This window comes from Nocardiopsis oceani (assembly GCF_054777395.1).
Genome location: NZ_BAAHAR010000002.1, coordinates 60,810 through 85,822, shown reverse-complemented (window position 1 = coordinate 85,822; position 25,013 = coordinate 60,810). Strand labels below are relative to the sequence as shown.

General features: G+C 67.0%; 15 protein-coding genes and 1 pseudogene. 7 read left to right on the top strand and 9 right to left on the bottom strand.

Annotated elements, in window-relative coordinates; all coding sequences use genetic code 11:
* Nucleotides 1-10 precede the first annotated feature (10 nt).
* The 8 genes from ACYVDG_RS01405 to ACYVDG_RS01370 all read right to left on the bottom strand — a co-directional run bounded on the left by ACYVDG_RS01405 (nucleotide 11) and on the right by ACYVDG_RS01370 (nucleotide 17,501).
* Nucleotides 11-1,789: a GmrSD restriction endonuclease domain-containing protein gene (locus ACYVDG_RS01405; RefSeq protein WP_460745998.1), complete on the bottom strand. Its 1,779-nt coding sequence runs from the start codon at nucleotides 1,787-1,789 to the stop codon at nucleotides 11-13.
* Nucleotides 1,790-1,826: 37 nt separating this feature from the next.
* Nucleotides 1,827-3,989 carry a DEAD/DEAH box helicase gene (locus ACYVDG_RS01400; protein ID WP_460745997.1) on the bottom strand — a complete coding sequence of 721 codons (2,163 nt, stop codon included), beginning with the start codon at nucleotides 3,987-3,989 and terminating at the stop codon, nucleotides 1,827-1,829.
* On the bottom strand, nucleotides 3,986-5,311 hold the full coding sequence (gene brxD, locus ACYVDG_RS01395; RefSeq protein ID WP_460745995.1) for a BREX system ATP-binding protein BrxD: 1,326 nt from the start codon (nucleotides 5,309-5,311) through the stop codon (nucleotides 3,986-3,988). The genes ACYVDG_RS01400 and brxD overlap by 4 nt, the downstream gene beginning before the upstream one ends.
* 2 nt (nucleotides 5,312-5,313) lie before the next feature.
* Nucleotides 5,314-8,334 (bottom strand): BREX-2 system phosphatase PglZ, encoded by a 3,021-nt coding sequence (pglZ, locus tag ACYVDG_RS01390; RefSeq protein ID WP_460745993.1) that lies wholly within the window; start codon nucleotides 8,332-8,334, stop codon nucleotides 5,314-5,316.
* Complete coding sequence (locus ACYVDG_RS01385) at nucleotides 8,331-12,185, bottom strand: DUF6079 family protein (protein ID WP_460745989.1); 3,855 nt, start codon at nucleotides 12,183-12,185, stop codon at nucleotides 8,331-8,333. The genes pglZ and ACYVDG_RS01385 overlap by 4 nt, the downstream gene beginning before the upstream one ends.
* 429 nt (nucleotides 12,186-12,614) lie before the next feature.
* Nucleotides 12,615-16,331, bottom strand: a complete 3,717-nt coding sequence (gene pglX, locus ACYVDG_RS01380) for a BREX-2 system adenine-specific DNA-methyltransferase PglX (protein WP_460745986.1) — start codon at nucleotides 16,329-16,331, stop codon at nucleotides 12,615-12,617.
* Nucleotides 16,332-16,480: 149 nt separating this feature from the next.
* Nucleotides 16,481-16,819, bottom strand: coding sequence for a hypothetical protein (locus ACYVDG_RS01375; protein WP_460745982.1), 339 nt, complete (start codon nucleotides 16,817-16,819; stop codon nucleotides 16,481-16,483).
* 118 nt (nucleotides 16,820-16,937) lie between these two features.
* Nucleotides 16,938-17,501 (bottom strand): ATP-binding protein, encoded by a 564-nt coding sequence (locus ACYVDG_RS01370; protein WP_460745980.1) that lies wholly within the window; start codon nucleotides 17,499-17,501, stop codon nucleotides 16,938-16,940.
* 240 nt (nucleotides 17,502-17,741) lie between these two features.
* Here ACYVDG_RS01370 and ACYVDG_RS01365 point away from each other — a divergent pair, with 240 nt between their 5' ends.
* The 3 genes from ACYVDG_RS01365 (at nucleotide 17,742) to ACYVDG_RS01355 (ending at nucleotide 19,247) form a co-directional block, all read left to right on the top strand.
* Entirely contained in the window at nucleotides 17,742-18,602 is an 861-nt protein-coding gene (locus ACYVDG_RS01365) for a helix-turn-helix domain-containing protein (RefSeq protein WP_460745977.1), read from the top strand.
* Complete coding sequence (locus ACYVDG_RS01360) at nucleotides 18,602-18,844, top strand: DUF397 domain-containing protein (protein ID WP_460745975.1); 243 nt, start codon at nucleotides 18,602-18,604, stop codon at nucleotides 18,842-18,844. The genes ACYVDG_RS01365 and ACYVDG_RS01360 overlap by 1 nt, the downstream gene beginning before the upstream one ends.
* A gap of 103 nt (nucleotides 18,845-18,947) precedes the next feature.
* A complete protein-coding gene (locus ACYVDG_RS01355) occupies nucleotides 18,948-19,247 on the top strand; it encodes an NIPSNAP family protein (protein ID WP_460745973.1) in 300 nt (99 codons plus the stop codon).
* Here ACYVDG_RS01355 and ACYVDG_RS01350 read toward each other — a convergent pair.
* The gene (locus ACYVDG_RS01350) at nucleotides 19,241-22,771 is read right to left on the bottom strand and encodes an nSTAND1 domain-containing NTPase (protein WP_460745971.1); all 3,531 of its coding nucleotides are present in this window, start codon (nucleotides 22,769-22,771) and stop codon (nucleotides 19,241-19,243) included. The genes ACYVDG_RS01355 and ACYVDG_RS01350 overlap by 7 nt on opposite strands.
* Before the next feature lie 162 nt (nucleotides 22,772-22,933).
* Here ACYVDG_RS01350 and ACYVDG_RS01345 point away from each other — a divergent pair.
* The 4 genes and pseudogenes from ACYVDG_RS01345 to ACYVDG_RS01330 all read left to right on the top strand — a co-directional run.
* Nucleotides 22,934-23,038, top strand: a pseudogene (locus tag ACYVDG_RS01345) (DUF397 domain-containing protein); the annotation flags it as partial.
* Between the two features lie 160 nt (nucleotides 23,039-23,198).
* Complete coding sequence (locus tag ACYVDG_RS01340) at nucleotides 23,199-23,405, top strand: hypothetical protein (protein ID WP_460745968.1); 207 nt, start codon at nucleotides 23,199-23,201, stop codon at nucleotides 23,403-23,405.
* Nucleotides 23,402-23,956 (top strand): DUF6879 family protein, encoded by a 555-nt coding sequence (locus ACYVDG_RS01335; RefSeq protein WP_460745965.1) that lies wholly within the window; start codon nucleotides 23,402-23,404, stop codon nucleotides 23,954-23,956. The genes ACYVDG_RS01340 and ACYVDG_RS01335 overlap by 4 nt, the downstream gene beginning before the upstream one ends.
* Nucleotides 23,957-24,799 carry a helix-turn-helix domain-containing protein gene (locus ACYVDG_RS01330; protein WP_460745961.1) on the top strand — a complete coding sequence of 281 codons (843 nt, stop codon included), beginning with the start codon at nucleotides 23,957-23,959 and terminating at the stop codon, nucleotides 24,797-24,799. It begins immediately after the preceding gene.
* The last annotated feature ends 214 nt before the right edge of the window (nucleotides 24,800-25,013 follow it).

Genomic DNA, 25,013 nt, shown 5'->3' with positions numbered 1-25,013 from the left:
CTCTCGCCCGCTACTCGTCGGCCGGTGTCACCGGTTTGCCCATGGCCTCGGTCACCAACCCCAGCAGAGCGGCGGACCGGGCCACGTAGAAAGCCTCGAAGTCATCCCCGCGCAGGTGGGACGGGTGGATGAGGTGGCACTTCAGGTAGGTGTCCATTTCCCTGGTCGAGGACAGGTCCTCCAGGCGTTTGACGTACTTGCTGGGCGCCGCGCCGCCGATCGCACGGTTGGTCCTGGCGGACAGCGGTGTCTTGTTGACGATGCTGTCGAACCGGTCGCGGGCGATGCCCTGGACCTCACACCACTTCTGCGGGAAGACGTGGTGGATGTCGACGGCGTGGTCGAAGTAGGTGTCTTCCTTGATGTTCGCGCCCGTGCGCCAGTCGATGACGTCACGTTTGAGGAGAAGAGCGTAGAGACCCTTGTACGCGGCGCTGTTCCGGGTCCGCAACGTGTCCAGCCGCCCAGCGGAGAACTGGGCCTCCTCGACCGTACGGGGCAGGTGGTCTCCCCCACGCGCCCAGGCGACGACCTCCGGCAGGTCGCGCGCGAACCGGGATTCGGTGCTCCCCCCGTACATCTCGCCGAGGATCCCGCACCAGAACCACCGGGAGATCGCCTTGTGTGCCGCTGAGCTGTCCGCCTCCCCTCCCAGAGTGGCGAAGATGGCGGCCAGGGGGATGATCTGTGTTCCGTACGGCAGGAACCGGGTGTCGTAGACGCACTCGCTGTACAGGAACCGCGCCGTCCTCAGCAAAGCGTCGACGGCCCGGTCAGCCCATGCCCGGTAGTCCTCCAACGACAGCCGGAGCATCTCGGTGCGGCGGCAACCTACTCTGGGTGCCCGCTCGGCGTCACCCCCGCCGGCCAGCCACACCTGGTTCCGTTCCTGCGTGGCCAGGAGGGTGACGATCTGCAGGAAGTCGGTGTCCTTCACCTGCTCCAGGACCCGGTAGCGGCTGTCCCGAAGCCACGTGTTCCGCCTCTTCTGCCAGTCCGGACGCAGTTCGAACTCGTCCGCGGCGAAGGTCGCGGTCAGCAGCTCGAATACGGTCAGCGCTTCGCCACCAGTGTTGACCTTCTCGAAGACCTGGCACACGGCTTCACGTGGTGTTTCGCGCCCGAGCTCGATCATGGGCAGCTGGTACTTCTCGAAGCGTTTGACGACCTCGGTGTTGAAGGCTTTCCACAGCTCCCGAATGTCCTTAGCGTACTCGTAGTGCTCCCGGAACCCTTCGGCCCAGTCGCCGGAGTCGAGAATCTGGTGGAGGGGGAAGAGCTTGGCCTCGTACTCCTTCTCCGGGGTGGAGCAGTCCAGGCGGATGTCGTTGCGGAAGCTGCGCACAATGCGGTCTGCGGGAAGGAACCGCACCGCCTGTTCACGGTCGATCGCCGGGTCCACAGCTGCCTCGATGTCGAGGTAGAACCAGCCGGTGGTCCTCTTTCCCCGCTCGTCGTAGGTCTGGACGGGGGCATCGAGGGAAATGGCCTGGAAGAGGGAGGTCATGCGCTGCTGGCCGTCAAGAATGAGGGTTTCGGCTTCCCTCTTCTCGCGGAGCACCACCCCTTCGACCGGCCTCTCCTTGAACCTGGACTGTCCGCCGGTCCGGAGGAACATGAGGGTGCCGACCGGGTACCCCTGGGAGATGGAGGCGATGAGGCTGGCGATGCCGCTGTGTGGCCATACCCAGCCCCGTTGGAAGTCGGGAAGTTGGATACGGCCGTCGGCCACTTTCTTGAGCAGTTCCTCGAGGAACTCCTTGGTGCTGTCGAAGGTGTCTACCGCCATGGGGGTCCTACCTTTGTTTCTGGGTCCTGGTAGCGGATCAGGCGTGCACGAAGCGGGTGGGTTCCTTCAGTAGGGCTCTGGCGCCCTCGACGTCGGCCAACCTCGCCGACAGAGTGCGCTCGGCCAGGTGTGTGGGGAGGGCCGCGTTGAACTTCAGGCCGTCCAGGGCGCGCGTGGCCACCGACGGCAGGGTGACCCGCTCCCCCGCGGCCTCCTTGGCGGCGGCCCAGGTGCGCGGGTCGAGCTCGGGGTTCAACCTCAGGCAGGCGTCGTTGGGCTGCTGCTTGGGGTCAGCGGCCGGGCCCAGGGTGGCCATCAGGGTCAGGTTGGCCCTCGCGCCCGCCCAGGTCCACCAGCGCAGGTCGCCGTTGGTGGCGCGGACGATGACCGACCCGCCCGGGTGGACCTGGTCCAGGTGGTCCTCGCGGGCCTCGGCCAGGGCCTTGACCGCGCGCTGGGTGAGCCGCACCTTCGGGTCGGCACCGAGCAGCACCTCGCGGACCGCGCGGGTGAGGTCGAAGAAGGACCCCAGGTGGCCGCCCGAGTCCCACTTGGCCTTGCCTCCGCCGCCGTCGACCGGTTCGACGAAGCACCGCTGCCGACGCCAGTCCACGCCGGTCACCGCCCAGGTGCGGCCGGCGAGCAGCAGGCGGCGGGGCCCGGTTTCCTTCTCGTCGGCGGCCAGCAGCGCCGGGTCCACCCGACCGATCTCGGTGCGGCCCTGCAGGGCGGTGAACTGGGGCGGCGCGGTGAAGACGCTGGTCAGCTCCATGAAGTGGCGGTGGCCGAAGCGCTTCTCGGCCTCGGGGCCGATCATCATCAGCCCGCCGTCCAGGTCGATGAACCCCTCCCGGATCAGGTGGGCGGCGATCGGCATGCCCTGGTGGAAGGGTTCCAGGCCGCCCCACCACTCGGGCCACAGCCGCTCCCCCACCTCGGGTTCCTGCAGGCACAGGGCGAGCAGTTGCTGGGCGACGATGTGCCGGGGTTCGGGGGTGGGGGTCACCGGTTCCACCCAGTGCCGTCCCCACAGGTGCAGGAGTCCGGCGGCGTCCAGCAGCCCGGATGTGTCCACGGCCAGGAACAGGCAGTTGCGGGCGCTGCCCTTCCGGCGTCCGGTGCGGCCGATGCGCTGCAGGAAGGAGGCGACCGTTCCCGGCGCGTTGATCTGGATGACCCGGTCCAGGTCGCCCACGTCGATGCCCAGTTCCAGGGTGCTGGTGGCGACGATGACGCAGTCGCGGGCCTCGGCGAAGGCGGCTTCGGCGCGTCGGCGTTCGTCCAGGGACAGGGAGGCGTGGGATAGGAAGGTGGTCACGCCGAGCTCGCGCAGGGCGTGGCCGAGCTCCTCCACGTACTTGCGGGAGTCGCAGAACACCAGGCGCTTCTCTCCCATGTGGAGGGAGGCGATGACCTTGGCGGCGTTGTGCAGGGAGCCCACGTAGTCGAGTTCGACTTCGCCGGGCGGAGGCTCCTCGGGAGTCTGGGAGCCCTGCGGAAGGCGCACCCCGGGGGCGATCACCCGGCCCGGCCGCTGACCGGCCTGGGATCCCTGCAGCCAGGTGAGCAGCTCGTCGGGGTTGCCGACGGTCGCGGACAGCCCTACCCGCTGGACGTCTCTCCCGGCGACCCGGCCCAGGCGTTCGAGGACGGCGAGCAGGTGCCAGCCCCGGTCGTCCCCGGCGAAGGCGTGCACCTCGTCCACGACGATGCCGTGCAGGTTCCTGAAGAAGGCCCGGTGGTCGACCTTGGTGCTCACCAGCATCGACTCGAGGGACTCGGGGGTGGTGAGCAGGATGTCAGGCCGGTTGCGCAAGATGCGCTGGCGCCCGGCCGAGGAGATGTCGCCGTGCCACAGCTCGGCGGTGCGGCCCAGCCACCCGGCGTAGGCCTGGGCCCGGGGCAGCAGGTTGTTGAGCAGTGCCTTGATCGGGCACACGTACAGCAGCGACAGCCCCTCCCCCGTCCGCCCCGCCATGGCGGTGAGCAAGGGGAACAGGGCCGCCTCGGTTTTGCCTCCCGCGGTGGGCGCGAGCAGGATCGCGTCGTCGCCGTCGATGATCGGCGCCAGGGCCTCCCGCTGCAGGGGACGCAGCCCCGGCCAGCCCAGCGTGTTGACGACGTGGTGGGCGAGGGTGGGGTGGATCAGGTCAAGGCTGCTGGGCCCCGGGCCGTCCGCCCCTGCCGAAGGCGCGCTCACAGGTCCAGTTCCACCTCGTCGGCACTACCGACCCGCTGCACGTGGGCCCCCCGTTCGACCTCGGTCAGCTCGCCGCCGCCGACGGTGAGGCTGTAGTGCCGCCTCGGATCGAAGTCGGCGTTCTGGTCCACCCGGTCCATGACGTCCACGAGTTTGCGCAGGTAGAGGCGGGGTGCGATGCCGATCTTGCCGCCCAGCTCACCGGCGACAGCCTCAGCGAAACCGAGCAGGTAGCTGTCGTCGACCCGGCTGCGTACGCGCTGCGGATCGTCCGCACCGTCGGCGTACAGTTCCCGGACCGCCACCCCGAGGTCGTGGAGTTTGTCCAGGTCGAACCCGGTGAGGCGGACCTGGGCGGCGCGCAGGTTGTCGTGCCGGGGGTCCGGCAGGAAGTCGGTGGCCAGCCGTTGGGCCAGGGGCGCCAGGCGTTGGATGCCTTGGGGCCCGTCGAAGAAGGCGGGGGTGCCGGTGATCACCAGGTACAGCCCGGGGAACTGGTTGTTGGCGATCTCGTCCAGGAGCTGGCGCAGCGCGTTGAGAGCCTTCTCCCGGGTGTCGGTGCGTGCCCGTTGGAGGGTCTCCAGCTCGTCCAGGACCACCAGCAGCCCGGGGTGGCCGCAGTCGCGCAGCAGCACGAGCAGCCCCTTGAGCGCGGCCAGGGCGCCGAAGTGGTCGAGGTCGCCCTTGATACCGGCGTAGCGTTTGGCCGCGGCGGCGACGTTGGGCTGTCCACCCAGCCAGGCGATGAGCGCCTCGGCGATGGCGGCCTCGCCCGCGGCCTGGGCCCGGTGGTAGCCGCGCAGGGCGGCGGCGAAGCCGGGATTGGCGGCCGCGACCTCGGACAGGCGCCGTTCCAGCAGCTCCAGGACGGCCGCGTCGAGTGCCTCCTCGTCGTTTTCGTCCACGTTGCCTTCGGCGAGGACGTCCTCCTCCAGCGAGTACACCCAGTTGTCCACGATCTCGCGCAGGGCGCTGGGCGGTTGGGTGGCGGTCGTGAGGCGTTCGGTGAGGCGCCGGTAGACGGTCTCCAGCCGGTGCAGCGGGGTCTCGGTCTCGGAGATCTGGATCTCGGTGACCGCGAAGTTGGCGCGTTTGGCACGTTCGCCCAGCCAGCGGACGAAGAAGGTCTTTCCGGACCCGTACTCACCGCGCACGGCCTTGAAGTCGGCCCCGCCGGTACTGACGTTGCCGAGTTCCTTGTCGACGGCGCTCTCGAAGCGTTCGAGTCCGACGGCGAACAGGTCGAGTCCACCGTGCGGGACGGTTCCGCGGCGCAGGGCGCCCACGACCTCCTCACGGCGTGCCGCACTGACGGGGTTCACGGTCAGTTCCCTCCAAGAAACTGCTGCTGGAGCAGGGCGGTGTTGAGTTCGACGCTACGGTCACCGTCGGTGAGGGTCAGGACCGGGTAGGCCTCCACGTTGAGGACCTTGCCGACCATCTTGAGGAACCGCACGGCCCGCGGGTGGCTTTCGGGTCCCTTGGCGGCGCGGGAGGCCGCGGCGACCGGCAGGCGCGGTTGGGTGCCTCCCACGGCCACGAGGGCGTCGATGAGCGCGGCGATCTCCCCTGCGGCCGGGGCCCGGCCGACCCGGCCCAGGCTGGCCTTGAACGCGGGGGTGTCGATCACCTGGGTTCCCAAGGTCTCGTCACCGAACAGGGCGGGGGTCTGCTCGTGCTGGGACTTCTTGGACTGGGGCTTCTTCTTCCGTGCACGGCCGCCCCCGTTCTCGGTTCCAGGGGCCTCACCCGAGGACACGTATCCCCCGAGGGAACCCGCCTGGATCGCCTTACCGCTGGCGCCACCGACCCGGTTGTCGAAGGCGGCTGCCGGGGTGTTCTCCAAGGGCTGGGACCACCAGACCGGTTCCACCTGGACCGGGCTCAGCCGCTGCCAACCGGGCGGGGTGGGATCCGGGACGCTCTCGCCGCGGCCGGGGCGCGGGGTGTCCAACGCAGGTACGAACACCAGTACGGGGATGACCATCTCGGCGGCGGAGAACCCGCCGTGGTAGCCGTCCTTGCGGTCGGTGTAGCGGATGTCCTCCCGGTAGGGGACCACCAGGGTGCCGTCACCGTGCAGGACTCGCCCGCCGGTCGCGGCGATCTCACCGTCGCCGGGCTCGCCGGTACGGTAGCGGGCGGACTCCCCCGACTGGGTCTTGACGCCGCGGCCACGGTCCCACACGTGGCCGTGGTCGGAGGTGAGCACGACAGGGCGTCCGGCCCGGGCCGCGGCCTCGATCAGCGAGTTGAGCTTGCCGATCTGCTTGGTCGACCAGGTGGACTCGTCCCCCTCCCGACCGCGGGCGAGTGCATCGTCGATGGTGTTGAGCACGACGCCCACGACCGTCTCGGTGTCGTCGATGTGCTCCTGGACTTCGGTGGGCAGGTGGAACCCGGCCCCGGTCTCGAGGTCGCGCTGGTGGTAGAGCACCGCTTCGCGCTTGCCGAAGGCCGGGGTGTTCCACAGCGCGACGAACCCGGAGCGTTCCCGGTCCTGTTTGCCGAAGTCGAGCTTGCCGGTGAGCAGGGAGGCCCGGGAGTAGTTGGTGGTGGAGGGCACGGTGGCCAGGGCGCCCTCGCGCACAGCGACGTGGTCGCCGCCGCGGGAGCGGCCGATCTCGGCGAGGCGGCCGCCAGCCCGGATGTCCTCGGCGAGCTGGACCGCGACCTCCGTGCTCATCCCGTCCAGGACGATGATGAGGGGCGTCTGGTCCTCCGCCAGTGGCCGGGCAACCTGGCTGAGGAGGTTCTCGGAGCGCAGTTGGGTGTCGGTGGGTGCGTGCCCGCTGTTCCACCGGTTGACGGCGGTCGCGAACTCGGCGTCAACCAGTGCACGCCAGCCGCGGGCCCGCTCGTAGAGGGCGCCGAGCGCCTGGTCGAAGGCGGGCACGTCACTGCGGTGGTGCCAGATCGCGGAGGCTGCGCGGTCCACCCACCCGGTTTCCTGGACGTGGGCCTGGATCCACCCGTGCGCGGTGGTGGGGGTGGATTCCCCCAGTGGCCGGTCCGCGGAGCCGAGTGCCAGGCGGCGCAGCAGCCGCACCGCGTTGGTGGCGGCCCGCGCCTGGTCCTGTTTGTCCCTGGCGCTGTGGCGGCGGTGGTCGCTCAGGAGGGCGAGGGCCGCTTCCACCTCGCGCAGGTCCTGGGGCTGTGGGGCACTGGGCAGGGGCCCGTTGGAGACGTGACCCTCCCCCAGGGCGAGGCTGATCTGCCGTCCCAGGTCGGCCAGGCGGGTGTGCAGTCCGGCGTCGAGCAGGCGGCTGGCCTGCGCGACGGGGGCGGCGTCGAGCTGGAAGAGGAGTTCCTCGGTGCGGCGGACGGTCTCGTCGGCGTGGTTGTCCTCGGTACCGTCGAGCAGCCGCAGCAGGGCCGCGGTGCAGGCGCTGCCGAAGTCCCTGAGGTCTTTGGCGCCGGGCTGGTTGGCCCCGAAGTAGCGTTCCTGGGCGCGGATGAGGGCGTGCTGGGCGGCGCGGGCGGCCTCGGGGTCCCCGTCCGGGCGGTCCTCCTTGGCGGCCTCGTCCAGTTCGGCCAGGGTCAGCCCGATGGGGATGGCGTCCAGGGCGAGCCCGCGGTCCAGGAGCTTGAACAGCACCCGGGGTACGGCGCCGAGGGTCTGCTCCACCTCGCTCCGCAGAGCTTCGCGTTCGTCCTCGTGCAGGTGGGTGAAGGCGGCCACGGAGGCCGGGTCGCGCGTCCATTCCAGGAGTGCCGCGCCGTCGATCTTCTCGTCGGGTTCGCGGCCGAAGCGCACGGACACGGCGATGGACAGCGCCTGTTCGAGTTTGAGCACGCCCGTGCTCAGCTTCAGTTGTTTGACGGCGCGGATGCCGCGCAGGGTGTCGGCCAGCCAGCGCAGACTGCCCGAGTACAGCCGCGGGTCGATCCGGGTGACCTTGAGTTCGGTCCGCAGCAGCTCCCAGTTGTCGATCCGGAGCACTTCCTCACCGAGGAGGCGGCCCAGCAGTGCTTCGCCGAGATCGGCCGGGTCGAGCGGGGTGAGCACGACCACGTGGTCGACGTCGTCGTTGTGGCCGCTGAGGGCGTGCACGAGGGTGAGGACGCTGTCGGCGCCGATCACCCGCACGGAACGCGTCTGGCTGGGGCCCTCGGCCGAGTCAAGGTGCACGGTGAGGGTGTCCGGGCCGTCCCAGCGCGGGTCGGCGGACAGGGCGAGGGCGGTGGCACCGGACTTCGGGTGCCCCTTGTCCACCCGGCGGGCTTCGGCGTCCAGGGCGCGTTGGAGTGCGCTCGTCACGGTCTCGGCGTTCACCCGCCCCTGGGCGGGCGACGCGGGCCGTGCGGTGGCCTTGTGTTGGGCCGTGTGGGCCGTGCCGCTCACTCGGCCTCCCGGATGGTGATCTGGATCTTCTTGCCTTCGGGGATGTCCATCTTGGACCGCAGTTCGGCCACGACGGAGTCGAGGTCTGCGCCGGGGGTGACCGTCACCCAGGACTCCGCTGGGGTGTCCACGGCGGTGGGCAGGGTCGGTTCGTGCTCGGCGGTCACACCGGTGTGCTGCGGAGCGGCGCCGGCCGTCGGAGGTGCGGGCTGCACGGGGGCGGCGGGGGCGGCGGGGGCGGCGGGGTTCTGCGCGGCGCCCGAGGCCGCCGCGGCCTGCCGGACGATCAGGTTGTTCAGGGCACTGACGGCGCTGTTGGCGGCGCTGAGCGCCGTGGCCAGCTTCTGGCTGCTCTCGTTGTGCCGAGCGGCCTCCCTGAGCCGGGTCAGGATCTGCTCGGCCTGGGCCGCGTGTTCCCCACCCGACTGGATGATGGTCTCCAGGGAGTCCAGCAGGTCCCACCGCGCGGCGGCCAGGGCCTGGGCGAGGTTGCCCGCCCCGGCGATGCTGGTGCGGTAGACCCCGCCCTCCTCGGACAGGTCGGCCCGGCCCAGCGCGTTGACCAGCTCGGTATCGTCGGTCAGCCCGCCGAGTCGGCCGAGGAGTTCGTCGGCGGTACGGGCGGTGCGCAGCCGCGGGGCTTCCTCGTCCAGGCCGAGGATGTGCAGGTGCTTGGTGAGTTCACGGACCAGGTGTTCGCTGCCTGCCTGATGCCGGTGGGCCTGCTCCTTGAGCTGTTCGGCCAGTCGCTGCACGGAGCGGCTGTTGAGCAGCGGCTGCGCGGAGAGCCCGAAGACGCGCTGGGCGCGCTCGTTGGCCCGGTCGAAGTCCTCTTCGGAGGGCAGTTCCTGCTGGCGGAGCACGATCTCGTCGGCGAGCTGGCCGATCTCCGCGCCGGTGTAGCGCTTCCCGGCGCGGATCCAGGCCCGGTCGCTCTGCACGGCGTAGACCAGCACGAGCAGGTCGACGATCTCCTGGGGCAGCCCCTGGCCGTCCTCCCGGGCCCGGATCCACTCCCGGAGGTCACCGACCCGGATGTCGGTGCTGGTCGGCATGTTCATCTTGGCGAACCGGTCGATCTCGCGCTGCCAGTCGTCGCGCAGCACGAAGACCTCGCCCACGGTGGCGATCCGCAGCGGTTCAGCGATCCGCTTGAGCACCGGCAGGTCGCTCTTGGGTACGTTCGCGTACCGGTTGAGCTTGTCGGCCTTGGCCTCCTCCACCGCCTTGAGCACGGTGCTCAGGTCGGCGCGCCGCAGCGGAGCCTTCTTGGTGGGGCTGGAGAGGTCGGGGTGCTCGGGGTAGAGGTGGTCCAGGAGCTTGGTGGTGATCCGGTCCAGGGCGGCGGGGAACTGGCTGCCCGCTTCCAGGGGGATGTTGAGCCCCTGCGGCAGCGGTTCGATGTGCGGGTCGGCGGGGGCACCGAAGTCGGTGCTGTCCTTGTCGACCTCGACGAGACCGTAGGCGCCGCGCAGCAGGTTCTTGATCTGCACGGTCAGCTGGCTGCGCTGGTTGTCGAGCTGGGCCCGGGCCTCACGGCGGTCGTCGCTGCTCCAGTCGGGCGCCTTCTCCTCGATCACGTTGGGCTCGAGGAGGTACTCCATCATGAGGATGCGGCGCGCGTCCTTGAGGCGCAGCGGGGAGAGGAAGGTGGGCAGCCACACCAGCCCGGGGACGCTCTCACCGAACTCCTCACGCAGGCTCTGCACCCGGTGGCGGTCCTCGGCGGGGTTGTGGTCACCGTCGTCGAAGGGGTAGTCGATGACCACCCGGACCGCGTTGCCGGCGACCGGCCGGAACTCCTCACGCCCGAGGTCGTCGGTGGAGCGCACGTTGCCGAAGGCGAGCTCGACGGTGCGCTGGGTGCCGCGCCAGACCGCGTTGGTGCGCTCGGCGCCCTGCTCCAGACCGAAGTGCTCCCACAGCAGGCGCTTGAACAGTCGGCGCAGCGCCTGGTCGTTGGCGGCCGGGTAGGCGCTGCGCATGAGCGCTTCGGTGTCCACCCGCAGCAGGTTCAGGGAGATGGTGGGGTTGGTGGTCTGGGCACCGACCCGGACCTCCCCGCACTCGGCCTGTAGGTCCTGGAAGAACCGGGTGGCCGCGGCCACGTCCTGACCGCTGTGCCGGGCCTTGATGATGCCCTGGTTGAGCGCCATCGCCCGACCGGTGGTCAGGTCCTTGAGCGCGGGCACGTTGGGGGTGAGCGCGCTCAGCAGCAGGGTCTTGACCAACAGGTCGTCCCGGCGGAACGGGGAGCGCACGCCGAGCCCGGCCACCTCGGCCTCGGTGGTCTTGTGCCGCTGGAGCAGCCAGGGGCGGACCCTGTTGAGGTAGAAGTGGCTGATCTTGGCGTACTCACCGCTGAGGTGGTCCTTGAAGGGGCGGCTCTCCCCCTCGATGAGCACGTCGAAGACGGCTCCGAGCGGCACCATCTGTCCGACGGGCAGGGTGGTGCGGTGGTTGACCAGCAGCTGCAGGAGCAGCTTGAGGGCGCTGCGCTGGCGTTGCAGCGCGTAGGACAGGTCCACCATGACGTGCAGAAGAGCGGGGCTGAACGGATAGAGGTTCCGGAAGTCCTGGGCGGTGCTGGTGTCAGCTCCGCCCTGACTGTCCAGGAGGGTGTCGATGACCTCGGCGCGGCTGTTGCGCAGGCGTTCGAAGGCGGCGTCGATCTCGGCCTTGGCCTCGGCGTCACGGGGCTTGATGAGCCGGTGCTGGACCACCTCGGTGAGGTTGGCGTCGGCCAGCTTGATGTGACCGAACCGGCCGTCCCAGTAGCTAATGGTCTGGGAGATGCCCTCGGTGCCGCCGCCCAGCCCGACCAGGTCGCGCAGATCGCGCTGGCGGGGCACGAAGCTGATGATCGGCGCGGGGCGGTGGCTGTGCGAGGACTCGACCAGCTTGGCGATCTTCTGCACCTCGGTGCTGATCCGGCCCTCGTCGCCGATGAAGGCGGTGAAGCGCAGGATCAGCTCGTCCAGGAGCAGCACGACGGCGTCGCAGCCCAGGTGTTCCTTGGCGTGTCGGCTGATGGCGGACAGGCCCTCGTCGATGCTGAGGTAGGCGTCACTGGAGTCGCCCACAGCGCCCGCGTAACGCTGGAAGGGACCACCGAGCAGGGCGCTGATCAGTTCCTCCCGCAGCGCGCGCTGGGTGGGGTCCTCGGTGTCGGGGTGGACGGCGAAGGCCTCGTCAAGCGACTCTGTGGTCCAGGAGACGGGACCGGCGAAGTCACCCCAGACGTCGTCGGCGTCCTCGCCCTCTGCTGTGTTGGCGGGCAGCTGGGCGATGAAGGCAGCGTCCCCCTGACTGGCCCGCTGCGCGCGGGCGTCCGCGAGGAACCCGTCAGCACGGTAGACGGCCGGGACCGGGGCGTCCGGGTATTCCTCGCGCACCTGACGCACGTACCCGCCGAGGATGTTGGCTTCGAGGGAGATGCTGGGGTCGATGAGGTGCGCCTTGACCTCGATGAACTTCTTCCCGGAGAGCCAGTTGTCGTGCTTGGCGAGCAGGTCGGCCAGGGCGCGCTTACTGCGGGCGTCGGGGTGGTGGTCCAAGATCGCGGAGAGCACCGAAAGGAAGTGGCTCTTACCCGCGCCGAAGGATCCGTGCAGGTAGGCGGCCTGGGACTTGTTGTCGACGACCGAGGCGCGGATGGTCTCCAGGGCTTCGTCGAAGCACTCGGCGAGCTGGGGGGTGACCACGTACTGCGCGATGGCCTGGGCCTGGCGGGTCGACGTACTCTCGGTGAGCTTGACGACCAGGTCACCGTCATGGACGGCGAGAGGGATGTCGATCAGGTCGCTGATGACTCGGCCGGTACCGCTCGAACCAGGGGAAGGGGTCGTCATCGCCAGGGCGCGCCTTTCTGCCATCTACGTCGGGTTGCGCAACCGTGTACACAGCCACCCGAACGCGGCGGGGCGCCGGAGCGAGCGCTCGGTGGTGGGCACACGGTTCCCGTTGTTACAACCGGGGGTTCCAGCCTATGCCTCCACGGTGACAGAAGTGCCCTGAGCGGTGGGCTTGTGGGGCTTCTGGTTCGGGTGATGAGGGTGGTGAGGGTGGGGAACTAAGGCTGGACCTTGGTGTGACGGTTGGGGATGGGGCTCGGTTGTCACAGTGGTGGGGTGGGTTGGCCTGCTTGGCTGGGTGAAGGAGGTTCGAGCTTCCCGCGCAGCCGGGTGGTGGGGCGTGGTGGGGGTGTGTGGCCTCGGGCAAGAGACCGACCAGTGGTGTCAAAGTCTCTCGCCCGAGGTGGATGAGGCAGTCGAAGAAGCTCAGGCCTTCTTGCGCCGTCCCCGGGTGGGCGCCGGCGGTGCCCAACCCTTCATCGTGGACTCGGTGATCCCGGTGGTGTCACGCAGTTCGGCGAGGTCGGCCCTGAGGTAATCGGCAGGGGTTTCGCCGTACTCGTCGACCTCGGTGTGCCACTGCTGCACCCACGGCAGGAGTTCGAGCATCCCGGCCAGGAGCGGAATCATCTTGTCCCGGGCGTCCTCGTCCTCGCCCTTGCCCTTGCCCCAGCCGAGCTGGTCCAGACGCTCGTGGGCCAGGGTGCCCAAGGCGTCCGCTTGCTGTGCGTGGTCCCAGCCGGCCCATCCGAGGAGGAGGGTGGGGTCACTGTCGGTTTCAGCGCCGGGGTAGGAGATGAAGCGTTCCTTGGGAACATCGAGCTTGCCCCGGTTGGACCAGAACTCGCCCTTACGGAAGTCAGCCGTCGTGTACTTGGGTGGGACGGGAATATCGAGGCGGTGTTCCTTCTCCCCGTCAGCGAGGTCAGCATTGAGCTGGTCCTCCTGGCGCTGCAGATCCCATACCTCTTCCCACTGCTTGCGCTTACGCAGACCAGATTCCTTGTAGCGCAGAGCAGCAAGGTAGGGGACGTGCTCGGTCTTCACGATCTCCTCAATGACTTCACCGAAGTCCTTGCTGGAGTCATAGAGGGCCGCAACCTCAGCGGCTTCGGGGAACAGATCACGAACCCGGTTGGCCAAAGCGCGAACTGAGAGCGGGCGGGCACGCTCATCGCCGTAGTCATCAGCAGCGAACCAGAGACGCCGATCTTCGCACTTTCCCAGGAGCCAGGTCTTGAGCGCGGCCTGCTGCTTCTTCTCCCAGGATTCGGACTGCCAACGGCGCTTATATTCGGGGCGCTCGAGCAGGTTAATGTTCTTATCCGACTCGATAATCTCGATGCGCTTTGCGACAACCTTCTTGTAGGCGTCCGGCCAGTGGTTCGGGATCTCAGTGATGGGATTGGAGTTGTGACGGGTGAACCATTCCCCAGAAGCTTCCTTCACCTCCAGCTTACGCGCGAGCACGATTTCAAACGCTCGTTCACCTAGCTTGACTGAGGGAACCTCGGAAGCCTCTGAGAATACCAACTCACCAAGTTGCTCATCGGTGATGAGTCCGTAGCGATGGTAGACGTCCCAGTCGAGCTCTTCTTGGAGCGCAATCATCCGCTCCCGAGTGGAAAAGTACTTCTGGCGAGCCTCTCCCAAATTGCTAACCGTAGACATAGCAGCCTCCGCCAGCATACCTGGCTCAAGCCCAGAAAGCTTCTGGGCGAGCAAATCCAACCTCTGAGCGCGCACTAGAGGAAGCCGTCGAGGGAGGGGAAACTCTTTAAGCTTGGTCCCAGTGAATTCATAAAACTTCTCCCATTCCTCACTGGCAATGCCACCCCCAATTCCACCACCCCCCTTGTCATGACTCACCTGCTTGATCCAGAAGCATGCTGTCGAGGAGTTCAACACACCCAGCAACTCCAGATGCTGCCCCACCGTCGACCCCTCCGGAAGCTTAATCACTGGAGCCGAACGATTAAAAACTTTCCCCCCGCAATCCAGAGAGAAATTATTATGAGTCGCCACATGAGAGAAAGCAATCAAATTTTTCGAAGAGATTCGAGACGGCAAAGAAAATGCATAATCATACCACTTGAGCCCTCGTTCATATTTATTTTTTCCAAAATAAATATTACCCCCCAACATCGACCGCCACCCCCAGCCGTACTTCTCAATCTCATCAGCACCATTACCACCATCGTCAAATGGAGCGATTACAAAATCCCCGCTTGAAATCCTCCAGTCTCGAACCGCGTCCCCAAGAACAAACGGGCGCACCGGCAGCTGTGGCAGCCTATCTCGAACTGTCGAGTCAACCACAAACACCCCATCTTCCCCAGTAATGACAGCAAATCCGATTGACTCCACAACCCGACCCAGCACAGATTCCATTGATTCAATTTTTGATGCCAGCTCAGCAGCGCCACCACCAGACAAGCTCCATGGAAATTTTTCCAGCGCAGCTCGGTCCAAATTGGCCACACTCACCCATTTACTTCCACCTTGAGGCGAAGAAATTTGATTAACGATCGCCTGCCAAACTAGACCCTGGGCCGGGTTCTTCGGCTGCTCCGGCTCACCACTGATACCGAGAACAGCACGGATTTTACTTCCGCTTCGCCACATTCTGTTCCGACCAAAGAGGATTACCGTCGGCGTTCCGTGACCAGGAATATAGGCTCCCGATGAATCGACCACATGAGTCAGGTCCACCTTGGCATGGAAGTAATCTTCAATCAGCTTCTTTCCAAACTCGCGCTTCATGAAGGAGTTGGCAGTAATTTGACCAGCATACCCGGCTCTCAGATCAGATCCACCCCCAAGCACGGCCAAATCGAAGAAGCGTTTCGCGAAAGGTGCCGATAGAGCGTATTTTCCGGAACAGACCTGCTTGTACGCACCCCGGTAATTCTGGTTCTCTTGCTTGTCTTTAACCGTAATGTAAGGAGGGTTCCCCACAACAGCGTGGTAGCTGTTCATCCCCAGCAGGTCGTATTCCGCGTATTCGCGTACGTCTTCAGTCGTGTAGTAGTGCACGCCCCCACCGAAGAGAGACCGCTGCTCTCCCGGCGCACCCCGACCATGGATCAGGGAATCACCGGTGGCCACGACGATGGGCCATTCAGGACTACTCGCACTTAGGGCCGCGACTCCACCTTCCTGCATCGCAGCGATGAGGAGGCGGAAGCGTGCGATAGCCACCGCATAGGGGTTCTTGTCCACGCCGTGGACGCTGCGCAGGCTGCGGCTGATCAGGTCCCAGTCCGACGTACCTGGCTCGGCCTCGCGCCACTTGTTGAGCAGACGTCGGAAAGCTCCAAGCAAGAAGTGGCCCGACCCGCAGGTGGGATCGATCAGGCGGAAACCCTTGCCTTCCTCCTGCTGGTAGATCCGGTTGCCGTCGAGGCCGAACTCCTTGATGGCAGGTTCCAGGGTGTAGTCGAGGATGAACTCCTCGACAAACTCCGGGGTCTGGAGCAGTGCGTACTTCTTCCGGGTGGCTTCGGACAGATCTTGGTAGAGGTCACCGAGGAAGCGGGTGTTCCACTCGGGGTCGGTGAAGTCGTGGGCGAGGTGTCCGTCCTCTCCCACAAAACGCCAGAAGTCGATGATCTGTTTGGCGGCCTGGTGGGATGGGGTGATCGTCCACATCGGGTTGTGCTGCTTGTCGAAGAGCCCCGCCATGACCGACGAGACACTCATCTGCTCGAAGGCGTGCTCCAGCCAGTCACGGTCAGTCAGCTCCGCAGCCTCGGGGTTCTCACTCCGACCCTGGAGAACCCAGGCCTCCTTCAGCTCCTGGGCGACCCCGTAGCGGTCACGCTCATCCTTCGGACCAGCGATGAACGGCTCCTCAAGGAGCCCGTTGTCCTCGCAGAACCGCAGGAACACGGTGGAGAGCACCCACGCCACCGCAGCCTGAGTGATCTGGTCCTCGCGCCACTCACCCTCCGTGATACCGACCCGCTCGGCGTCGCGCGCACGCTGGTACTCACGCTTGAGATAGGCGTCGAAGGTCTCCGGCTCCCCGCTGGGGCCAGTTCCCTTGATCGCGGTTGGGTCCTGACCTCGTTCCCGTAGGTCATCCTCCAACAGCTTGACCTGCTTCTGCAGATCCTTGAGCAGCTTGGCCTGATCGATCACAGGAGCTCCAACCACAACGAGAGGGACGGGGTACCTGTCCATTCTCGCGCGCGGAACGCCTTGGTCGCACCTGAATCCTTAGTCGCTTCGTGAACAAGACAGCGGTGGTGACCACCTCGCATCGGCAGCCACCACCGCCGCTCATACGCTCAGCGGCCGACCGGGGTCGGCTGCAGGAGACGGGTCAGGGTCTCGGCGTCCGGGACCTCGGCCAGGCCCGAGGAGGAGGCCACCCAGAACGACCCGGTCTGCTCCCCGAACCAGACGATGAGCTGGGGGTTGCGGGCCTGCACGGCGGCGGCATAGACGTGCTCATTGCGGTATTCGGCCAGATGGCCGCCCAGGCGGGGCAGGCGCTGGGCTCGGCGACGGCGGCAGGACGGGTGCTCACAGGAAGGGCAGAACGGGCCGGGCAGCGGGCCGCGCCGGGGCGGGGTCCGGTAGAGGGGGTCGCTGGAAGGTCGGGGTACGGGGATAGGATGCGTCACTGATCCTGCTTTCTGAACATGTGCAAGTGTGTGGATTTCGGGATTGGAGGGCCCGGGAAGAGCGCGGCAACGCTCTCCTGGGCCCGTTTCGCGTCTTCGGCGCGATGTGGCTGCGGGTTTAGAGCAGGGCGTTCCAGCGGCTGCCAGTCAGGTCTCCGGCGAGGAAGAACCAGACCTGGCGGGTCCCGGTGAAGCCGTTGTCACCCCAACTGGTGGCCAGGGCGTCGACCATCGCCAGTCCTCGGCCGGACTCGGCCTCGCTGTTGAGCCGCGAGGCGTCGGTGGACAGGTACTCAAAGCGGCCCGGGGTGTCCTTCTCGGTGGTCTTGGCGCCCTGGTCCCGGCAGGTCAGACGCAGACCGTTGTCGCGGCGCTCGCACTTGAGGGTGTAAACCCCGTAGGGCTCGCCCGAGCGCGAGTGGGTCAGGGCGTTGTTGGCCAGCTCGCTGCCGAGCAGGGTGAACAGGTAGCGGTAGTCGCTGCTGTGCTCGGCGGCGCAGGTGTCCAGGAAGGCCCGGACCAGGGGCATGTACTGCACCGAGCGGCCGAAGGTGTAGCAGCGGGTGCTGAAGTAGCGCATCCCGGCGCGGCCGGTGAAGTAGTGGCGCTGGTGGGCCGGGACCAACTCCGCCAAGGGCAGGGTGACCTCCGGAAGCGAGGGCATGGGGGCGGTTGCGGGCATGACGAACAGACTCCTTACGCAGGCGGAAGCAGTGAGTGGTTCGAGGGTGTGCCCGCAAGGCTGACTGACCTTCACGATTTCCCCGCGCAGGGAAAGGGGCACGGCATAGCCTGAGCAGCACAGGGCCTACCAACTGTGCGTGAGGCCCCAGTCACTGGCTACACACATCATCTTGCACTCGACATTGTCGAGAGTCAAGCACTTTGAGACATTGTCGATTTTTTCGAGTAGCCTGTGTGCATGCGCATCCCGTACAGCCCCACCCTCCGGCTTCGTCTTCTCGTCTCCGAGCTCAAGCAGGGCCGCGAACGCTCCAAGCTGACGGTCTCCCAAGCAGGCAAGGCACTGGGATGGACCGCATCCAAGATCAGCAAGATCGAGACCACGGAGACTCGTCGCATCACCGCAGGTGACCTAGACCAGCTCATGGACCTCTATAAGATCGACGACCCTTCCAAGCGCCTGGCCATGCACGCATTGGCACGCGATGCGAAGGAACGGGGCTGGTGGTCCAAGTACCGCGAGGTCTTCGGGGAACAAGCCCTGCCCGACTTCGAAGCGGAAGCGTCAGTTATCCGCAGCTTCGAAGGCTTGGTCATCCCCGGACTACTCCAGACCCCGGAGTATGCCGAAGCCCTCTTCCAGGGCGGGCGCTATACCGACGCCAAGGACATCGCCCACCGCGTGGACGCCCGCATGACTCGGCGAGAGATCCTGTCACGGCTCAGCCCAGTCCACTTTCGCGTGGTCATGGACGAGGCAGCGCTACGGCGTATGGTCGGCGACCCCTCGGTCATGGCGCAGCAGTTGGGGCATCTGCTCGACATGGCGAAGATGCCCAACGTAGACGTCCAAGTACTTCCGTTCTCCGCCGGTTCCCATGCTGCCCTGGTAGCCCCGTTCAGCATCCTGGACTTCCCCGAACACTTGGCCATGTCCATCGTCCATGTGGGCACTGTGACGGATTCAGTATTCTTCGAGCAGCCCAAGGATGTCGCGCGTTACAGCACCACATTCGGCGATATCCAGGGGACCGCGCTGAGCACCACCCAGAGCGCTCGGTTCATCACCGACGTGCTCGAATCCCTAGAGAGCGACTGATGAGCAACGAGCTAGTATTCCGCAAGAGCAGCTACAGCGGACAAGAGCCGAACTGCGTCGAGGTTGCGCACATCCCCATCGGCTTCCGGAAGAGCAGCCACAGCGGCCAGAGCCAGAACTGTGTTGAGGTCGCTGACCTGCCCTGCGGCGCTGCTGTCCGGGACTCGAAGAACCCCGCCAAGGGCCACATGCCCTTCCCCTCCGCCGAGTGGACCGCCTTCCTCTCGTCCACCCGCGCCTGAGCCCCGTCACCACGAGCCACACCCCACCGTCGGCGTCTGACCCATCCCAGGTGAGGCGCCGACGTCTTCCACACCATGCCACCACCTCAAGGAAGGCACCGCCGTGGCCACCACCACGCAGGTACGCACCTACACCGTCAAAGAGGGCCTGCTCGACGAGTGGGTCCAGCGCTGGAGGGAGGAGATCGTCCCGCTACGACTGGAGTTCGGGTTCTCCCTCGGCGGTGCCTGGACCGACCGGGAGCGCCACCATTTCATCTGGGAGATCTCCTACGACGGCCCCGAGACCTTCGCCGAGCGCAACCGCCAGTACTGGGACTCCCCCAAGCGCGAAGCGATGGCCCTGGACCCCAAGGACTACCTGGTCTCCACCGAGACCCGCGAGGTCACCCGGGTCTACTGACCCGGTTCTTCCTCCTCACCGAACGTGAGCAGGTGCGCGCGTCGCTCCTGCCGTGTCAGTGCCCGGAAGGTGCGCCGCCGTGCCACGCGCATCAACTCCTCCAAGGGCATGTGAGCGTCCCATACCCGTACGGTGCCGTCGGCCGAACCGGAGGCGAGCAGTCGTGATCCCCCGCTCCAGGTGAGGCTCAGGGCGCGGTCCCGGTGCACGCCCACCGTCAGGGGTTCGTCCCCATTCTGTGTGTCCCAGACACGGACGGTGCGGTCGTGGGAGACGGTCGCCAGACGCGCACCGTCTGGTGACCAGGCCACAGCGGGCACACGGCCGCCATGACCGGTGAGCACCCGTTCGGTCTGCCCCGTGGCCAGATTCCACACCCGCACCGTCCAATCCGCCGACGAGGTGGCCAAGCGTGTCTCGTCGGGGGCCCAGGAGACAGAGTCCACCCAGTTCTCGTGTCCGGTGAGCACGGCGCTCTCGCGACCCGTGCTCAGGTCCCATACCCGTGCGGTGCGGTCGTCGGAACAGGAGGCGATCATCCGCCCGCTTGGGGACCAGGCCAGGCCCACGACCCAGTCCTGGTGACCGCGCAGTACGGCCAGCAGAGTGCCGTCGCTGGCGTCCCACACGCGGATGCTCCGGTCCTGGGCTCCGGTGGCGAAGCGGTCGCCGTCGGGAGACCACGCCACCGACTCCACGATGGCGTCCTCATGGGCTAGTTCGGCCAGTGACTCGCCTGTCTCCAGGTTCCACAGACGAGCGCACCGGTCGATACCGCCCGAGACGAGGACTCTGCCGTCCGGGGACAGCGCTGCGTCGCGCACCGTGCCGGTGTGTCCCTGCAAGGGGATGGACTGGTCGGTACTCCGCTCCCACACGCGAACGCTCCCGTCCTCACCCGCTGCGGCGAGGGTTTCGCCCTGGCTACTGAGGGCGTTGACCGCCGTGCCTTCCGCGTGGTGGACGGCGTGTTCCACGGTTCTGGGCTCCATCTCCCACAGGCGTGCTGTGGCGTCCTCCGACCCCGTGGCCAGCCGCCTGCCGTCGGGGGACCAGGCCACGCCCCAGACGGCATCGGTATGGCCCCTTAGTACAGCGCGTTCCTCTGCGTCCTCGGCGGTGAAGACCCGGGCGGTGCGGTCGGCAGAGGCAGTAGCCAGCAGACGGCCATCGGGTGACCACTCCACGTTCCACACGCGGTCGCGGTGACCGCGCAGCAGGAGGAGCTGCTCACCTGTGGCAGCGTTCCACACCCGGACGGTGTGGTCGCCCGAAGCAGTGGCGATCCGGGTTCCGTCAGGGTGCCAGGACACGCCCTCGACGAAGTCGCGATGGCCCGCGAGCCGAACGTCCTGGCGGGCTTCGACGACGTCCCAGACGATGACGCTCCGGTCATGGGAGGCGGTGGCCAAGCGGGTGCCGTCGGGCGACCAGCGGATGCCCAGGACGTTGTCGGTGTGTCCGGTCAACTGTGCGCTCAAGCGTCCGGTCTCCGCCTCCCAAATCCGGATGACGCGATCGCGCGAGGCCGAGGCGACGTAGGTTCCGTCGGGGCTCCAGGCCACACCACGCACCACGTCGGTGGCGTCGGTCAGACGCAGGAGGGTTGCACCGGTGCTGGCCTCCCATATCCGCACGGTGTTGTCGCGGGAGGCGGTGGCCAGACGCCGTGAATCCGGCGACCAGGCCGCCATCTCCACCATCCCCATGTGGCCGCGCAGCTCCCGGAGCAATCCGCCCCGGGTGTCCCACAGACGCGCGGTGCCGTCGCGGGACGCGGTGGCGATCCGGGCACCGTCGGGTGACCAGGCCAGGTTGCGGACGGTGTCCGTGTGGCCGGTCAGGACGGCGGAGCAGTGGCTGTGTGCGAGGGCCGACAGCAGTGCGCCGCGTACGACGGGAGCGGGGTCGCACTCCTCCAGTGCGGCCAGAGTGAGGAGGACCGCCAGCTCGGGATGCTCCTCGACACCGGCCAAGACGTATTCGGCGATCGAGAGCGACACACGGCGCAGGAAACGGTGGTCGCGGCGCCGGGAAGCATCGACGAAGGCGGTGAGCGCCGAGGTTTGCTGCTCATCGTCACGCAGGGCCTCCAACCAGCGTTCGGCGGTGGCCAGCCGGGCCCCGGTGAGCAGGTAGTCGGGGTGGTGTCCCGAACTCTGCCAGTCACCCGCCCAGCGCTCCAGCTCTGCGCGCTGGCGCAGTCGTTCGGTGTGTGCCTCCACCTGTTGGCGCAGCGGAGCCCATTGGCGGAAGAGTGCCTCGTGGGCGACCTGGGCGACGGGGCCGCCGTCCTGGACATCGCTGACCAGCAGACGTGCGTCAACGAAGGCGTCAACGATGTGTCGGTCGCGTTCGTCGAGTTCATCCAAGCGCACCCGGCGGCGCGTAGCGTCGCCGCTGGTAACGGTGACGAATCGCAGCAGGATCCGGAGGATGCGGTCGAGGTCGGAGTCCGCGCGCAGCTCTGCGGTGACCTGGTCGGCGTGGCGGGTCAGTGCTCCCTCCACACCGCCGAGCGCCCGGTAGTCGGCCTGGGTGGCGGTCCCGCGCGTACCTGCGCGGATGTGGATCTCCTGCAGGAGGTAGGCGAGCAGGGGCAGGGCGTCACCGCTTCCGGTGTCTGCCGCGATCTGCTCGACCAAGCCGTCCTCGAAGCGGAGACCGGCTGCCTCGGCGGGGCGTTCGATGATCTCGACGAGGTGCTGGCGGTCGAGCGCACCTAAGGCCAGGGGGTTGGTGAACAGTTCTGCGGCCTCACCGTTGAGGAGATCGCCGAGGAACTCCACACGCAGGGTGGCCACAACGCGTAGGTGACGGTCTCCTTGCAGGGCTTCGCGCAGGGTGCGCAGGAAGAGGGAGCGGTCGTGCTCACCGCTGAGCGTGACCAGCTCCTCCATCTGGTCGATGATCAGAACGGTGCGGCGGGGTCCGCCGCCCTCGCGACGGATTTTCTGCAGCTGGGTGAGGAGCTCGCCGCTGTCACGCCGGATGCGGCGGGCGTAGGCGTCGGCGTGCGCGTGGTCGGTGGCAGCGGCCAGAGCATTGGCCAGAGCCCCGACTGGATCGGTTCCGGGCACCATGACGGGCAGCACGTTCCAGCTCCGACTTCGCAGCCGGGGCAGGATTCCGGCCTGAACGAGGGAGGACTTGCCGCTGCCGGAGGCTCCGATAACGGCCAGGAAGCGCTCGTGGGAGTCGGTACCGACAGCGTTGAGACGGCGTATGGCCTCGGTTGTCTGCGCGGTACGGCCGAAGAAGACCGCGGCCTCGTCCTCGTGGAATGAGGCCAGGCCGGGGTAGGGGGAGCGCCCCGGCTCCCAAGTGAACGAGGGAGACGGCGGGTTCTCCAGCCTGTAGGCCACGAAATGGCCGATGAGCAAGGCCGCGAGGATGAGAACCAACCCCGGCACGGCGGCCCGTTCCAGAACCTGAAGGGGAAGGGAGGTCTGTTGCCCGTCGGTGGCGAAATTGGTGACCACCCCCAGCAGACCAGCAGCCAGCACGAGAAACAGCTGCAGCATCAGTGCGAGTCTTTGGCGTCGCCGCACATCGTCTCCGAGGGGTCGCGTATTCCCGATTTCAAGGGGCGGGCACGCCCCCGGCGAGGCTACGGTGACGGTACGTCGAGGTAAAGGCGATGACCCCTTCCGGACACCCGGAAACCCTTACAGGGTAGGCACTGTGTGCCTTTTGGCGCTGCCGTCCGGGACTCGAAGAACCCCGCCAAGGGGCACATGCCCTTCCCCTCCGCCGAGTGGACCGCCTTCCTCACCTCCACCCGCAGCTGAGACCTGAAGCTGACGCGCCAGGAATCCCAACCCGATGGCGGACTCCTGGCGCAGTCGTTCCTGGCCAACGTCGGGCACGTATAGCAGTTGTCAGGATGCGTTCTGTCGTCAATCCTGGACCTGTCATGAATATCCGTGACTAGCCGAGAGGCTTGATGCCATGCGTCTGGAGTTCCTGGGTACCGACAGCCGGGACGGCGACTGCCCCACCCTGTACCGAACCGACCGGGGCACCATCGTCGTGCAGGGGTACAAGGTGACTGATCCCGAAGCTCTCGCCGACCTGCGGGACCTGGCCGAGAACGAGACGGTGGTGGAGGTCCCCGAGAAGCTCCTCCGATTCGCCGACAAGGAGAAGTCCCCATGACCAGGGTTCTCACCAAGGAAGAGTTCGCACAGCAGTTCCTGGACTTCGAGCACACCACCTGGAAGCTCGAGGTCCGCGACCGGTACAACGTCTCAGCGGAACGGGAAGAGTTCGAGTACTGGCTCCGCACCGGCGATAACTCCCTCGAGGAGAAGCACGCCCGCACCTCCACCTGGCACAGCAAGGTCCGCGACGCCCGTAGGGCGGGGAAACTCTGGCAGCGGGTCCGCGTGGTCAGTGAGCCGCTGAGCGACTACATCCGCTGGGAACACGCTGCCACGCAGTTCAACGAGGAGGCTGGGGAGGACATCCGATGGCTCCCCCGCCACCACACCGCGGTCGAGAAGCTACCGCAGCGCGACTTCTGGCTCTTCGACAGCCGGTGGGTCTGCGTCCTGCACTTCGACGAAGACGACACCCCTTTCGAGTACGAGTTCATCGACGACCCGGCGACGGTAGCCAAGCACTGCCAGTGGCGTGACATCGCCTGGCACTACGCCGTCCCCCACCGCGACTACGCCCCCGATGCACCGAAACGGTTTACTGCGTAGGTGTCCTACTCCCTCGAACGCGCCCGCCACGAGATCGGGCGGAGCCTCCGAGAGCTGCGAACCGGCGCGGGCCTGACCGGTTCGCAGCTCGCCGCGTCACTGGGTTGGAGCCAGCCGAAGGTCTCCCGACTGGAAACGGGACGCCAGACCCCTACCGGCGCAGACGTCCATGCGTGGGCCGCAGCGTGCGGGCAGGCGCGCGCGGCTGAGGAGATCGTCGCCCGTCTCCGTGTCCTGGAAACGATGTACGTCGAATGGCGTGTCCAGGAACGCGCGGGCATGCAAGGTCCGCAGAACGAGGTCCTCAGCAGGGACTCCGGGACACGGAGCCGCCGTGTCTACGAGTGCACCGTGGTGCCTGGAATCCTCCAAACCGAGGCCTATATTCGGGCTGTACTCACCCGGTATGCACGTTTTCGCGGCGTATCCGTCGGCGTGGAGGAAGCCGTTCGGAAGCGCCTCCGACGCCAGGAACTGCTCTACGAGAAACGCAGGAGATTCCGCTTCCTGATCTCCGAGGCCGTTCTCTACGCCCGCTACACCGACCGCGAGGCGATGGTGGAACAGCTCGACCGGCTCACGTCGGTATCCGCGCTGTCCAACGTGTCACTGGGGATCATCCCCTTCGAGCAGCGCGTGGTGTTCGACCCCGGGCACGGTTTCTGGATCCATGACGACGAGCTCGTCACCGTCGAGACCCTGTCAGCGGAGCTGCGCCTCACCCACCCCACCGAGGTGGAGCAGTACGCACGGGCCTTCGACTTGTGCGCACGAGGAGCCAGGTACGGCCGGGAAGCCCGCGCCCTGCTGCTACGCGCGATCGATGAGCTGACGGGCCGGTAGTCGCGGGTATTCACGTCTATGCATCAGGTCGCGCCGGTTTCCGATGCCTCGCGCATAGTCGAATATTCCGCTTCCCGCAGCACTGGCCGCTCCCTAATCTCAAGCTGGGAACAACGGAAAGGGGCGCCGGTCATGGCCACATGCTCGGGATGCAACGGAGCGAAGTACGTCTTCGTGGGCCGCGACGGATCAGGACCGTGGTCGGACAAGGAGA

Bases quoted from the DNA above. Each gene is read 5' to 3' on its own strand.
- ACYVDG_RS01405 (WP_460745998.1), bottom strand. From the start codon at position 1,789: ATGGCGGTAGACACCTTCGACAGCACCAAGGAGTTCCTCGAGGAACTG.
- ACYVDG_RS01385 (WP_460745989.1), bottom strand. From the start codon at position 12,185: ATGACGACCCCTTCCCCTGGTTCGAGCGGTACCGGCCGAGTCATCAGC.
- ACYVDG_RS01370 (WP_460745980.1), bottom strand. From the start codon at position 17,501: ATGCCCGCAACCGCCCCCATGCCCTCGCTTCCGGAGGTCACCCTGCCC.
- ACYVDG_RS01365 (WP_460745977.1), top strand. From the start codon at position 17,742: ATGCGCATCCCGTACAGCCCCACCCTCCGGCTTCGTCTTCTCGTCTCC.
- ACYVDG_RS01360 (WP_460745975.1), top strand. From the start codon at position 18,602: ATGAGCAACGAGCTAGTATTCCGCAAGAGCAGCTACAGCGGACAAGAG.
- ACYVDG_RS01350 (WP_460745971.1), bottom strand. From the start codon at position 22,771: ATGCTGCAGCTGTTTCTCGTGCTGGCTGCTGGTCTGCTGGGGGTGGTC.
- ACYVDG_RS01340 (WP_460745968.1), top strand. From the start codon at position 23,199: ATGCGTCTGGAGTTCCTGGGTACCGACAGCCGGGACGGCGACTGCCCC.
- ACYVDG_RS01335 (WP_460745965.1), top strand. From the start codon at position 23,402: ATGACCAGGGTTCTCACCAAGGAAGAGTTCGCACAGCAGTTCCTGGAC.